The organism is Rhodococcus sp. B50, from assembly GCF_013602415.1.
Taxonomy (GTDB): Bacteria; Actinomycetota; Actinomycetes; order Mycobacteriales; family Mycobacteriaceae; genus Rhodococcus.
In genome coordinates, this window is sequence record NZ_WPAG02000002.1 from 775,450 (window position 1) to 788,623 (window position 13,174).

Genomic DNA, 13,174 nt, shown 5'->3' on the forward strand with positions numbered 1-13,174 from the left:
CAACTACTTGACGGAGGTTCCATCGTGCAGTTCGGCATCTTCACCATCGGCGACGTGACGCGCGACCCCACGACGGGCCGGGTCCCCACCGAACACGAACGCATCGTCGCAATGACGAAGATCGCGCTGAAGGCCGAGGAGGTGGGGCTGGACGTCTTCGCGTCCGGCGAGCACCACAATCCGCCCTTCGTCCCGTCCTCGCCGACGACGATGCTCGGCTGGATCGCCGCGAGGACCGAGAAGCTCATCCTCTCGACCGCGACCACGCTCATCACCACCAACGACCCGGTCAAGATCGCCGAGGACTTCGCGATGCTGCAGCACCTCTCCGGTGGCCGCGTCGACCTCATGATGGGCCGCGGGAACACCGGGCCGGTCTACCCGTGGTTCGGCAAGGACATCCGTCAGGGCATCCCTCTCGCCATCGAGAACTACCACCTGCTGCGGCGGCTCTGGCGCGAACGCGTCGTCGACTGGGAAGGCGAGTTCCGCACGCCGCTGCACGGCTACACCTCCACCCCGTGGCCGCTCGACGACACACCGCCCTTCGTCTGGCACGGCTCCATCCGTTCGCCCGAGATCGCCGAACAGGCCGCCTTCTACGGCGACGGCTTCTTCCACAACAACATCTTCTGGAACAAGGAACACATCCAGCAGATGATCACCCTCTACCGGCAGCGATTCGAGCAGTACGGACACGGCGCTGCCGACCAGGCGATCGTCGGGCTCGGCGGACAGGTGTTCATGGCCGAGACGGAGGCCGAGGCGAAACGGATCTTCCGTCCCTACTTCGACAATGCTCCCGTCTACGGCCACGGCCCGTCGCTCGAGGACTTCTCGACGATGACACCACTGACCGTCGGCACACCCGAACAGGTCATCGAACGCACGCTCGGCTTCGCGGACTACGCCGGCGACTACCAGCGTCAACTGTTCCTCATGGACCACGCCGGCCTGCCGCTCGACGTCGTGCTCGAACAGATCGAGATCCTCGGGCGAGAGGTCGTGCCCGTGCTGCGAACGGAATTCGAACGCCGTCGCCCCGCCCACGTGCCGTCCGACCCGCCCACACACAGCACGCTCGCCGCGCAGGGAGCCGACTCGGCGCACCGGCAGGTGATCCCGGCCCGCGTCGACCTCGTGCCGGAAGAGGCGGAGGCCCGATGACCCGCCGCATCGTCGTCCCCTGCTGAGCTACCTGCGCGCTCGTCGTGCCCACGGGGGTGTTCGCCGCGATCGAGGACTTCGGGGCCGGTGCCGCGCTGAGCACCCGAATCGGCAGAGCTGCAGAAGAACTTGCTCGGCAGATCACGCGCGGCACCTGCGCGGTCGGCCCGCCGTCACGAACGATCCCACCGGAAGACCGTCGCGGCGACCGCCGCGCCCACCCCGATCGCGGCGGCGAGACCGATGAGGTTCGCGGGTGCGATCGCGGTGCCGGCCCATGCCGCCGACAACGCCTCGACGGAGGCCCCGAAGGGCAGCCACCCCCCGACCTGCGCGACCGGATCGGGTAGCGCATCGGGACTGCCGAACAACCCGCCGCATGCTCCCAGGGCGAAGAAGACGACGAGTCCGATCGCCACCGCTGCGTTGGGAGTCGGCGCGATCGCCGCGACGATCATCCCCACGGCATACATCGCTCCCATGACCAGAGCGAAGACTCCGACCGCCGCGAACGGATCGACGGGAGGGCGAGCACCGAAGAACGAGAATGCCGCGAGCAGAGCCGCACCGACACCGAGCAGCGTCTGCACGGCGCCGACCACGACCTGGGCGACGAGCATCATCGCGGGTGAGGCGGGCGTGACGGACAGCCTCCGTAGGATGCCCGAAAGCCGGTAGTAGGCGAGAAAACTCGGCATGTTGACGAGACCGATCGTGGCGACCACGATCGCGATCACCAAGGGCAGGACGAACACCTCGAGCACCGTGCGCTCGTTCACCACCGTCTCGGTGCTCGCTGTCGACGCACTCATCGCCAGGATCAGCAACGGCAACCCGACCGGCACGACGAGCCCGGCGGTGTCCCGCATCACCATCTTCGCTTCGCAGCGGACCAGCATCAGCCATGCCGTGGCGCCCGGGCGGTGAGTCCTCGAGGCGGTCATCGCGTCTCCCCGAGGTCCCGGCCGGTGAGTGCGACGAAGGCGTCGTCCAGGTCGGCGGCCCCGGCGCTCTCGACGATCCCCGCAGGCGTGCCGACCGCGACGACGCGTCCGCGGTCCAACAGCACGACCCGGTCGCACAGATGCTCGATCTCCTCCATCGCGTGGCTGACCAGCAGAACCGCGACGCCGTCGGCGCGCAACCGTTCGATCGCCGACCACATCCGGCGCCGCGCTCGCGGGTCGAGACCGGTGGTGAGTTCGTCGAGGACGACCACGCGAGGCCTGCCGACGAGAGCGAGTGCCACCGACAATCGTTGCTGCTGACCGCCGGAGAGATTCTCGAACCGCGTGTCGCCCCGATCGGACAGTTCGACCGAGTCCAGGAGTTCCGCGGCCGGGACAGGGTCGGGGTAGAAGCTGCGGTACAGGTCGACGAGTTCCCGCGCGGTCAGCGCGTGGTGGAGGGTCGCCCGTTGCAGTTGGACGCCGAGCACCTGCCGCAGCGCCGTCCGATCCCGCAGTGGATCGAGACCGAGCACGCGCACCCTGCCGCCGTCGGGTGCCCGCAATCCGGCGATCGTCTCGACCGTGGTCGTCTTTCCGGCGCCGTTCACACCCACGATTCCGACGGTCTCACCGATGCCGACCGTCACGCTCACATCGTGTACGGCGACCGTATTGCCGTAGCGCTTGCAGAGGTGCTCGGCGACGATCGCCGGTGTGCCCTGCTCGTTCTGGAGACCGTCCATGTCCTCGACGCTACGAGTGGACGCTTCCGCGGCGCGCGTGCCGAAAGTCGGGATCGGCGCCCATGACTTTCGGCACGCCCCCACGAGGTCACCGAGCCCTACAGTGGTGATGTGCGTCGATGGACTGCAGACGAGCTGTCGGGCCTGGCGATGCTCGTGATCGTGGTGGCCGTGGGACTTCCGGTGTTGTTCGGAGCCGCGACCCCGAGAATCCCCAGGGGCGTGTGGGCCGCGCTGTTCGTCGTCACCGTGACGGCGTTGTTCTGGGCAGCGGTGATCGAACAGCGCTCGCGGAGAGCCCGTTTCGCACTCGCGGTCGCCGTCGGATCGTCGTGGGCCGTCGTTGCGACCGCCCCGGCGATGGGACTGCTTCCGATCCTGCTGGTCGTCACCGCCGCGGTGAGCGTCTATCTGGTGCCGGTGCAGGTGGCGCTGACGATCGTCGCGCTGAACACGGTCGTGCTCGCCGCGTCCGCCGCGATCCCGGGTGCGGCCGGCGAGATCCCCCTGATGGTCGGCTTCTACCTGCTGATCCAGCTCGCCACCGTCTTCGGATCGGTGTCGCTGCTCCGGGAACAGCGCATGCGCCGGGAACTCACCGAAACCCACGTCGACCTACGGGCCGCGACGGTGCTGCTGGCCGAATCGGCGCGCACCGCCGAACGCCTGCGGATCTCCCGCGACCTCCACGATCTGATCGGCCACCAGCTCACGGTGCTCGCCCTCGAACTCGAGGCCGCTCGCCATCGAGACGGCGACGGCGCACACGAGCACGTCGAGCGTGCGGCCGGGGTCGCGCGCGCACTCCTCTCCGACGTCCGGAACACAGTGGGGGAGTTGCGCGCCGAACCACGCGATCTCGCGGACGCCCTGCACCGGGTGGCGCACGACCTCCCCGGCCTGGACGTGTCGATCGCCGTCGATCCCGAAGTGCGGGTGGGGGACGAGGAAGTCGTCGCCTTCGTGCGGGCGTTGCAGGAGATCGTCACCAACACCCTCCGCCACGCCGACGCCCGCGAACTCCGGGTCGCCGTGACCGGTGACGGCAGGGGGACGGCCATGTCGGCCGTCGACGACGGATCCGGTGCCCGCACGCCGGTGATCGGGAACGGCTTGCGAGGGCTGTCCGAGCGATTCGAGGCGCTCGGCGGAGAAGTGACCGTCGACGGGAGTCGGGGATTCCGCGTGACGGCCCGGGTGCCTGCGCCGTGACCCGTCTCGTGGTGGTCGACGATCAGACCCTCGTACGGCAGGGTATCCGCACCCTGCTGGAGATGGCGGGCTTCGAGGTGGTCGCTGAAGCGGACGATGGGCGGGTCGCGCTCGAGGTCATCGTCGCGACATCCCCGGACGTGGTGCTCCTCGACCTGCGTATGCCCGGTGCCGACGGCATCTGGACACTCGACCGCCTGCGCGAGCAGGGCATCGAGATTCCCGTGCTCGTGCTCACGACCTTCGACGACGACCAACTCGTCCTCGCGGCGCTGCGGGCCGGTGCTCGCGGATATCTGCTCAAGGACGTGACCTTGGACCAGCTCACCCGTGCAGTGCGGACCCTCGACGAGGGAGGCACGCTCGTCGCGCCCTCGATCACCGACCGGCTGCTGCGCGCCATCAGGTCCGCCCCGCTGCCCGACGACACCGTCGGCGTACAGGACTTGACCGCACGCGAAGTCGAAGTGCTGCGATTGATGGCGGAAGGCTTCGGCAACCGCACGATCGCCGAAGCGCTGTTCCTCGCCGAGGGCACGGTGAAGAACCACGTGTCGTCGATCTTGCTCAAACTCGGCGCGCGGGACCGCACGAATGCGGTCCTGCGCGCGTTGCGGGAGGGGATCCTGCACTGAGGATCGGATCTTCGGGGTCGCGGTGCCGGCGCGGAAGAGCGAGTGCTCAGCGCCAGCGGACGGGCGCGCCCCGCTCGCGGAGCCACGCGTCGAGATCGTGACCGTGCGCGGCAATGCCGTCCACCGCCCGCAGCGCCGTGTCGATCGCGGTCTCGGCCGTGGCCGCGTCGATCATGCCGGCGGTGACCGCGACGACCAGTTCGTCGATGTCCTCGACGGCGGTGTCGCGACCGGTGCGGACGATCAGGTCGAGATAGTGGTCGTGGGAGTACCAGACATCGCCGTCGCGCCGGAACTCGCCGACGTCGACGTACCGGTCCTGGTCGCGTTCGTTGCCCGGTGTGAAGTGGAAGATCGAGGCCCGCAGTCGCAGGTCCGGCAGCAGCCACGACTCGAGGTAGTGGAACTGCGGGTGATCGGACGGCCGCGCCATGTAGAGGCCCCACTCCTCGACGCGGTACTCGTCGACGGCGCGCACGAAGCCCTTCGGGTCGATGTTGGTCTTCGCTGCGACGTCGAACGTCTCGGTCTTCACAGGATGCGGGGTCGCGGACACGGGATGCACGCTAGCGGTCGGGCCGTCCCGCGTGCAGGACCACGCTGCGTGTCCCGCACGCAGGAGCACATTGCGTGTCGGTGGGAGCGCTTACTCTGGTTTCCATGGCGTTCGCAAGTGAACATCCCGTCGTCGCCCACTCCGAGTTCCGGCCGGTGGGTGAGATCGAGCGCACCGAGGCCCGCTTCGAGGTCGTCAGCGAATACGAGCCGGCGGGTGACCAGCCCGCCGCCATCGACGAGCTCGAACGCCGGCTGAAGGCGGGGGAGAAGGACGTCGTCCTGCTCGGTGCCACCGGTACCGGCAAATCCGCCACTACCGCGTGGCTCATCGAGCGCGTCCAGCGTCCCACCCTCGTGATGGCGCCCAACAAGACCCTTGCCGCGCAGCTCGCCAACGAGCTGCGAGACATGTTGCCCAACAACTCGGTCGAGTACTTCGTCTCGTACTACGACTACTACCAGCCCGAGGCGTACATCGCGCAGACCGACACCTACATCGAGAAGGACTCGTCGATCAACGACGACGTCGAGCGTCTGCGGCATTCGGCGACTTCGTCGCTGCTGTCGCGTCGCGACGTCGTGGTGGTCGCGTCCGTCTCGTGCATCTACGGCCTCGGCACCCCGCAGTCCTATCTCGACCGGTCCATCCAGCTCGAGGTGGGTGTGGAGGTGCCGCGCGATGCGTTGCTGCGCCTGCTCGTCGACGTCCAGTACACCCGCAACGACATGGCGTTCACCCGCGGCTCGTTCCGCGTCAAGGGCGATACCGTCGACATCATTCCCGCCTACGAGGAACTCGCCGTGCGGATCGAGTTCTTCGGCGACGAGATCGACGCGCTGTACTACCTGCACCCGCTGACCGGCGACGTCGTGCGCAAGGTCGACTCCCTGCGCATCTTCCCCGCCACCCACTACGTGGCCGGTCCCGAACGCATGGAACGCGCCGTCGCGAGCATCGAAGCCGAACTCGAGGAGCGCCTGGCCGATCTGGAGAACCGTGGCAAGCTGCTCGAGGCGCAGCGTCTGCGCATGCGCACCCAGTACGACATCGAGATGATCCGGCAGGTCGGCTTCTGCTCCGGCATCGAGAACTACTCCCGTCATATCGACGGCCGTCCCGCCGGGTCCGCTCCCGCGACGCTCATCGACTACTTCCCGGAGGATTTCCTTCTGGTCATCGACGAGTCGCACGTCACCGTGCCGCAGATCGGCGCGATGTACGAAGGCGACATGTCGCGTAAGCGGAACCTCGTCGACTTCGGCTTCCGCCTTCCCTCTGCGGTCGACAACCGGCCCCTGACCTGGGAGGAGTTCGCCGCCCGCATCGGGCAGACGGTCTACCTGTCGGCCACCCCCGGCCCATACGAGCTCGGGCAGACCGGGGGCGAGTTCGTCGAGCAGGTCATCCGCCCCACCGGCCTCGTCGACCCGCAGGTGGTCGTCAAGCCCACCAAGGGCCAGATCGACGATCTCGTGCACGAGATCCGTGAGCGTGCCGACCGCGACGAGCGCGTCCTCGTCACCACGCTCACCAAGAAGATGGCCGAGGACCTCACCGATTACCTGCTCGAACTCGGCATCCGGGTGCGCTATCTCCACTCCGACATCGACACCCTGCGGCGCGTCGAACTACTGCGGCAGCTGCGGCTCGGCGAGTACGACGTGCTTGTCGGCATCAATCTGCTCCGTGAGGGCCTCGACCTTCCCGAGGTGTCGCTGGTCGCGATCCTTGATGCCGACAAGGAGGGCTTCCTGCGGTCGACGACCTCGCTGATCCAGACCATCGGCCGCGCGGCGCGCAATGTCTCGGGCGAGGTCCACATGTACGCCGACAAGATCACCGACTCGATGGCCCGAGCGATCGAGGAGACCGAACGGCGCCGCGAGAAGCAGGTCGCCTACAACGCCGAGCACGGTCTCGATCCGAAGCCGCTGCGCAAGAAGATCGCCGACATCCTCGATCAGGTCTATCAGGAGGCCGAGGACACCGAGACCGTCGAGGTGGGCGGCTCCGGCCGCAACGCCTCGCGCGGCCGGCGCGCGCAGGGCGAGTCCGGGCGCGCGGTCAGCTCCGGTGTGGTGGAAGGTCGCGACACCTCGACGATGCCGCGGGCCGAACTCGCCGATCTCGTGCAGCAGCTCACCGATCAGATGATGCAGGCCGCACGCGACCTGCAGTTCGAGCTCGCCGCGCGGTTGCGCGACGAGATCTCCGACCTGAAGAAGGAACTGCGCGGCATGGACGCCGCGGGGCTGAAGTAGCCGCCCGGCCCGGTCGAGGGCCGGAGACTCGGTAGGGTCCTTTCCCATGGAGCCCTCATCGGCCGGGCGTGCTGCCCGCGCGCTCGAACTGCTGCACTCGGTCGTCTACTTCGCACCGGAGGTCGCGAGTGAACTCGCCGCGCTGGGCGTCGAGGGGCCGGCCGCACAGTATTTCGGTGGACGCTCGGCGCCCCTGGGTGCCGTCGGACCCGGCGTCGTAACGGCGACGTTCTACAGTTTCTCGCCCCGTCTGGTGTCCTCGGCCGTCCCGGCGGTGTGGGAGACGGCTGCGCCGGCGGCGATCACGACAGCGCGGTTGCGCGGGCTCGACGCGCTCTATCGGCGCGTCCTGGGGCAGGACGTGCTCGACTCCGCGGAGATGAGCGAGGCAGCGGATCTTGCCGCCACCGCGGCCCGCGCGATTCCCGGCCCCGACGGGCGACCGCTCTACGCCGCTTACGCCGACCTGCCCTGGCCCGAACAGGTGCATCTCCGCCTGTGGCACGCGCTGACACTGCTGCGCGAGTACCGCGGGGACGGCCATATCGCAGCGCTGCAGACGGCGGGGCTGTCGGGGATCGAGTCGCTGGTCACTCACACGGCGACCGGTATCGGATTCGCCACCGATCCCGCCCGGAAGCTTCGCGGATGGTCGCGGGACGACTGGGCGGACGCAGAGAAGGGACTGCGTGGGCGCGGCCTGCTGGACAAGCGCGGCGAGCTCACCGGGGAAGGGTTCGAGGTCCGCGAGCTCGTCGAGGATCTGACCGACGACCTGGCGGTCGCCCCGTGGGGTGTGGTCGGGGAGGACGGTGTGGAGCGTCTGCTCGACCTCGCGTTGCCGTGGCGCGACGCGTTCGTCGACGCCGAGGTGTTCCCTGCCGGTCTGTTCGGTCCCCGTTACGGTGACGCGCGGTAACATCAAACGCAATTGTGGGATGAGACCCAAACGTCCCACCCGGGCCGCTCGTCCCGCTACTGTCGACGCAGCGTATGGCGGGGGAGCGTGCGTGTCCTCCGTCGACGACGGCATCGGCGGCACGCGTCGATGGACCACACACTCGATGGAGGATGAATGAGCGCCTACCGGACCATAGTCGTCGGAACCGACGGTTCCGAATCGTCGTATCGGGCCGTGGAGAAGGCAGCTGCTCTGGCCGGCGACGCCGGCGCCCAACTGGTGATCGCCTGCGCCTACTACCCGGCCGACCCCAAGGACACCGCGCAGGCCGCCGACGCGCTGCGCGAGGAGGCGTACCAGGTCACCGGTTCGGCACCGACCTACGAGATCCTGCGCACCGCACGGGAGAAGGCGACCGTGGCGGGCGCCCGCAAGATCACCGAGCGCCCCATCGTCGGTGCTCCCGTCGAATCGCTCCTCACGCTCGTCGAGGAGGTCGACGCCGATCTCATCGTCATCGGCAACCGCGGTCTCAACACGCTGACCGGACGCTTGCTCGGCTCCGTCCCCTCGGACGTCGCCCGCAAGGCCCTGTGCGACGTGCTGGTGGTGCACACCGTCCGCTGACGGATCAGCAGTACTCCTCGCGGGCAATCCCGAGGTAGCGGACGGCGGCGTCGTCCGCTGTCATCTGCGACCCCGTGGCCCCCGCGGCATAAGCGGCGATCGGCCGGAGCGTGGCGAGGACGTCACGCTCCGGCACTCCCGCATTCAACTGGTCGCACACCCCGCGCACCACCGCGAGCACGGTGTCGTCCTTGACGTCGGCGACCAGACCGGACGCTTCCAGTGCCTCCTTCACCCGCAGGAAGCGCGCGTCGGGCGGGGTCGTCGACGTCGTCGGCACGATCGAGGCCGTGGAGGTCGCGGCCTGCGCCTCGTCCGGGGCGGGCGCCCCCGACCCGCAGGCGGCGGAGACGAAGAACCCGATCAGCGCCGCGATCGCCGCGCACCCCGCTCGACGTACCCGATGGTGCGCTGCCGAATAGGCCACTTGTTCGTTCCTCCGCGGATGATCCGTCCCGTGTCCCTGCCCGGAAGGACGGTACCCTCCTTCCGGCCGGCCATGGGTCGGCTCAGCAGCGGGTCGGCGCCGCGAGACCCGAGAGCACGTCCGGCAGCGGCTCCGAGTGCACCACCCCGAGACGCTGGGTCGCGCGGGTCAACGCCACGTACAGATCGTTCATCCCGCGCGAGGAGTCGGCGAGGATCTCGGCCGGTTCGACGAGCAGGACCGCATCGAACTCCAGGCCCTTGACCTCCTTGACGGTCGCGACCGTGACCGAATCGGACGCGAGATGTTCCCACGCGCCCACGAGGCGTGCGGGAGCGAGCACGGCCGTCGTGCCCGGGCCGGTCTCGGCGTCGAGAGCGGCCCGCACGGTCGCGGAGACCGCCTCCGCGTCCACGTGCTGCGCCCACGGCTCGAAACCGGATTCGCGCACCGATTGCGGCGGCACCTGATCGGGATCGATCTCCGCCAGCACCGCATGCGCGACCCGCATGATCTCCGCGGGGGTGCGGTAGTTGACGGTCAGCTCGGTCTTCTTCCACCGGTTCGCGACGTACGGTTCGAGGATCTGCTGCCACGACTCGGTTCCCGCCGGATCACCGGTTTGTGCGGTGTCGCCCACCAGGGTCATCCAGCGATTCGGAATGCGGCGCATGATCGTTCGCCACGCCATCGCGGAGAGCTCCTGCGCCTCGTCGACGATCACGTGACCGTAGGTCCAGGTGCGATCTCCGGCCGCCCGCTCGGCCGTGGTCTCGTGGCGGCGGTGGTTCTGCCGTTCGGCGAGCTGAGTGGCATCGATGAGGTCGTACGCCATGAGCAGTTCCGGATCGAGATCGTCCTCGAGGTCCTGGGGCGCCGAACCGGTGAGGATGTCGAGAGCGCCCTGAGCGTCGGCGATCTGCTTGCGCCAGCGCCGTTTCGCGCGTTCGCGCTCGGCGGCGTCGTCCACGCCGAGCAGTTCGGCGAGTTCGTCGAGCAGGGGAGCGTCGGCCGCGCTGAAACGTCCCGGTGCGCCTGGCCGGTGCAGCGCGTCGATCTGCTCGTCGGACAGCGCCGGAGCCGCCGACGCGATCCGGTCGCGCGAAGCGAGCAGGTCCGAGAGCACTTGCTGCGGAGACAGTTCCGGCCACAACGCGTCGATCGCGGCGATGATGTCGCGGTCCGAACGCATCTCGGACCGGATGTCCTGGATGTCCTCCCGGCTCAACAGATTCGCGCCGCCGAGAGGATTCGATCCGATGATCCCCGCGAGCTGGTCGGCAAGTGCGTCGATCACCCCGCTCACGAAGATCGGCCGGGCCAGGTTGTGCGGTCGGCGGGACGACCGGGCGCGACCGCGTGCGCGGGTGACGATCTTGCGGTCGAGCGTGAGCGCATAGGTGTCGAAGCTCAGGTGCACGGGGGAGCGGGGCACCTCCTGCCGGTCGCGGACGGCCTTCTCGAGCACCTTCACCATGTCCGGGGAACCCTTGAGCTCGCCGCCCTCGGGGCTGTCCTCGACGGTCGGCGTCACCCCCGGATACAGATCGCCGACGGTGGAGAGCAGCACTCCGGTCTCACCGAGCGACGGCAGCACCTGACCGATGTAGTCGAGGAAGCGGCTGTTCGGCCCCACGATGAGCACACCGCTCTTGGCCAGCTGCTTGCGGTAGGTGTAGAGCAGGTAGGCCGCGCGGTGCAGTGCCACCGCGGTCTTGCCGGTTCCCGGACCACCCTGGACGACGAGCACACTGCGATGCTCGGAGCGGATGACCGTGTCCTGCTCGGCCTGGATGGTCGCTACGATGTCGTGCATCTGCCCGGTGCGCGCGGCGTTCAGTGCGGCGAGCAACGCCGATTCACCCGCGACGCCCCCGGCCGCCTGGGTGTCGGCGTGTTCGAGGGCAGCGTCGAGGTCGAGGTATTCGTCGTGCAGTGCGGTGACGGTCCGGCTCCGGCTGCGGATGTGCCGTCGCAGCACGACGCCGTCCGGAGCGGCGGGGGTGGCGAGGTAGAAGGGGCGGGCCTGCGGGGCCCGCCAGTCGAGCAGCAGCGACTCGTAGTCGTTGTCCTCGTCGAGGATGCCGAGCCGACCGATGTACCGGGTCTCCGTGCCGTCCTCCGTCGTCACTTCGGCGTCGGTCCCGTCGTCGCGGACATCGATGCGGCCGAAGCACAGGCCGTGCTCGGCGGCGTCGTATTTCGCGATGTCCTCGGTGTACATCTGCGTGAAGGACTCGCGTTCGCTGCGCGCCTGAGGGGTGCCTCCCGTCTCCTTCAGCACGCGGGTCAACCGAGTCTTGGCATAGTCGCGCAGCGCGTCGAGATGCGTGTAGAGCATCGCCACGTAGGCCTGCTCGCGATCGAGCTCCGGATGGGACGCGCCATCAACCGGCACAGGGACTCCTCGGGATAGACAGGACGAGATCGCTCCGCCGTGCGCGGGGTGATGCGTCGACGAAAGTGCCCGAGAAGTCTAGTCGTCGCCGGAAGGAAACGGACAGAAATCCTGGTCACAGCAGTGCGGGCGTGCGATCTGTTCGCACGCCCGCACTGCTGTGCCGTACTCGATTACTTCTTCTTCTCGAGCGCCCTCAGGTTCTTCGCGAGCTTCTTCTCCGCCTTCGTGCCCTGCTTGCGGGCGGCCTCGGCGCGCAGGCGTGCCTTCTCTGCGGCGACGTGGGCCCGAGCGTTCAGGATCGCGGACTGCTCCTCGGCAAGCTTCGCCCACTCCGAGCTGCGATCGACCGTCGTGTCCCACAGCTTCGACCCACGCTTGCGGGCCACGTCGGCCAGCTCGGGGGTGCGCTCCCGGGCCAGCCCGAGCAGCTCGGTGCCGCGTTCGCGGGCACCCTCGGCGAGCTCGGGGGCACGCTCACGCGCAACCCCGAGAATCTCGGCGCCGCGATCGCGCGCCCGCTCGGTCAGCACCGGGCCCCGGTCGCGGGCGACCTCGAGCAGTTCGGTGCCGCGTTCGCGCGCGACTTCGGCGAGTTCCGGTCCACGTTCCTTGGCGATCTCGAGGAGATGGCCGCCCTGTTCACCGGCCTCTTCGGTCAGTGCCTTCACCCGTCCGGCGACGGTGTGCAGCGCTTCGGCCGTGTGGCCGTCCGAGGCGTGGCCGGGCAGGGCGGCGGCCACCGACTTCTGCGCGGCGCGCGCGGCACGACGGCCTCGCCAGCCGAGCGACGGCTTGCCTTCGGTGTCGACGGCCGCGATGAGCAGTCCGCCGATCAGGCTCACGTTCTTGATGAGCTGAGTGCGCTGCTGGGCGCGGGCCTCCGGGTCCTCGACGTTCCAGAAGTCGTGGCCCGCAACGGTGGTGGGCACGAGGCTGCCGACCAGGGCGAGAGCGGACAAGCGCGGCGCCTTGCCGAGGGCGAACAGGGTGCCGGCGCCGATCTGGACGGCGGCGTTGATCTGTACGAGAGTCTCGGGATTGCTGGGCAGCCGGTCGGTGATCGATGCCGGCAGTGCGTTCACAGCCTGATCGAGCCCGGGCTGCGCGGCCCCTGCCTTCGGCTCGGGCTTCCGCAGGGCGTCGATACCCCCGGCGATGAAGATGGACGCGAGCATGGGCCGCGCGATTCTCCGGACGAGCATGTGGTTCCTCCCGTGGTCGGCTGTGTTTCCAAACCTTGACACAGGTACCCCGGGCGTCACGGGAATATGCGTGAAGCAAGGCCAAAGGG

Annotated in this window: 12 protein-coding genes and 1 pseudogene; 7 read left to right on the top strand and 6 right to left on the bottom strand. The window is 68.8% G+C overall.

The genetic code is table 11. The features are described from left to right. The first annotated feature begins 24 nt into the window (after positions 1-24). Together GON09_RS03970 and GON09_RS28250 are read left to right on the top strand one after the other, a co-directional pair. A complete protein-coding gene (locus GON09_RS03970) occupies positions 25-1,167 on the top strand; it encodes an LLM class flavin-dependent oxidoreductase (protein WP_213930692.1) in 1,143 nt (380 codons plus the stop codon). A 13-nt stretch (positions 1,168-1,180) separates the two neighbouring features. Continuing rightward, a pseudogene (locus GON09_RS28250) lies at positions 1,181-1,323 on the top strand (oxidoreductase); the annotation flags it as partial. A 17-nt stretch (positions 1,324-1,340) separates the two neighbouring features. On the opposite strand, the gene GON09_RS03975 reads toward GON09_RS28250, so the two are convergent. Both GON09_RS03975 and GON09_RS03980 read right to left on the bottom strand, forming a co-directional pair. Next, complete coding sequence (locus tag GON09_RS03975) at positions 1,341-2,111, bottom strand: ABC transporter permease (protein ID WP_213930693.1); 771 nt, start codon at positions 2,109-2,111, stop codon at positions 1,341-1,343. Next, the gene (locus GON09_RS03980; protein WP_159418116.1) at positions 2,108-2,860 is read right to left on the bottom strand and encodes an ABC transporter ATP-binding protein; all 753 of its coding nucleotides are present in this window, start codon (positions 2,858-2,860) and stop codon (positions 2,108-2,110) included. The genes GON09_RS03975 and GON09_RS03980 overlap by 4 nt, the downstream gene beginning before the upstream one ends. Positions 2,861-2,971: 111 nt before the next feature. Here GON09_RS03980 and GON09_RS03985 point away from each other — a divergent pair, with 111 nt between their 5' ends. Beyond that, a complete protein-coding gene (locus GON09_RS03985; RefSeq protein WP_272268748.1) occupies positions 2,972-4,072 on the top strand; it encodes a sensor histidine kinase in 1,101 nt (366 codons plus the stop codon). After that, entirely contained in the window at positions 4,069-4,707 is a 639-nt protein-coding gene (locus GON09_RS28840) for a response regulator (RefSeq protein ID WP_213930694.1), read from the top strand. The genes GON09_RS03985 and GON09_RS28840 overlap by 4 nt, the downstream gene beginning before the upstream one ends. Positions 4,708-4,753: 46 nt before the next feature. On the opposite strand, the gene GON09_RS03995 is transcribed toward GON09_RS28840, so the two are convergent. Next, positions 4,754-5,272, bottom strand: a complete 519-nt coding sequence (locus GON09_RS03995) for a DUF402 domain-containing protein (RefSeq protein ID WP_213930695.1) — start codon at positions 5,270-5,272, stop codon at positions 4,754-4,756. 95 nt (positions 5,273-5,367) lie between these two features. On the opposite strand from GON09_RS03995, the gene uvrB reads away from it, so the two are divergent. From uvrB to GON09_RS04010, 3 genes are all read left to right on the top strand, one after another. After that, a complete protein-coding gene (uvrB, locus tag GON09_RS04000) occupies positions 5,368-7,527 on the top strand; it encodes an excinuclease ABC subunit UvrB (RefSeq protein WP_213930696.1) in 2,160 nt (719 codons plus the stop codon). Positions 7,528-7,573: 46 nt separating this feature from the next. Then, on the top strand, positions 7,574-8,446 hold the full coding sequence (locus tag GON09_RS04005) for an SCO6745 family protein (RefSeq protein WP_213930697.1): 873 nt from the start codon (positions 7,574-7,576) through the stop codon (positions 8,444-8,446). Positions 8,447-8,602: 156 nt separating this feature from the next. Further along, positions 8,603-9,055: a universal stress protein gene (locus GON09_RS04010; RefSeq protein ID WP_213930698.1), complete on the top strand. Its 453-nt coding sequence runs from the start codon at positions 8,603-8,605 to the stop codon at positions 9,053-9,055. Positions 9,056-9,059: 4 nt separating this feature from the next. On the opposite strand, the gene GON09_RS04015 is transcribed toward GON09_RS04010, so the two are convergent. The 3 genes from GON09_RS04015 to GON09_RS04025 all read right to left on the bottom strand — a co-directional run bounded on the left by GON09_RS04015 (position 9,060) and on the right by GON09_RS04025 (position 13,085). After that, entirely contained in the window at positions 9,060-9,482 is a 423-nt protein-coding gene (locus tag GON09_RS04015; protein WP_213930699.1) for a DUF732 domain-containing protein, read from the bottom strand. 82 nt (positions 9,483-9,564) lie between these two features. Then, on the bottom strand, positions 9,565-11,880 hold the full coding sequence (locus tag GON09_RS04020) for a HelD family protein (RefSeq protein ID WP_374195273.1): 2,316 nt from the start codon (positions 11,878-11,880) through the stop codon (positions 9,565-9,567). A 173-nt stretch (positions 11,881-12,053) separates the two neighbouring features. Further along, positions 12,054-13,085, bottom strand: a complete 1,032-nt coding sequence (locus tag GON09_RS04025; protein WP_213930700.1) for a DoxX family protein — start codon at positions 13,083-13,085, stop codon at positions 12,054-12,056. Positions 13,086-13,174 lie beyond the last annotated feature (89 nt).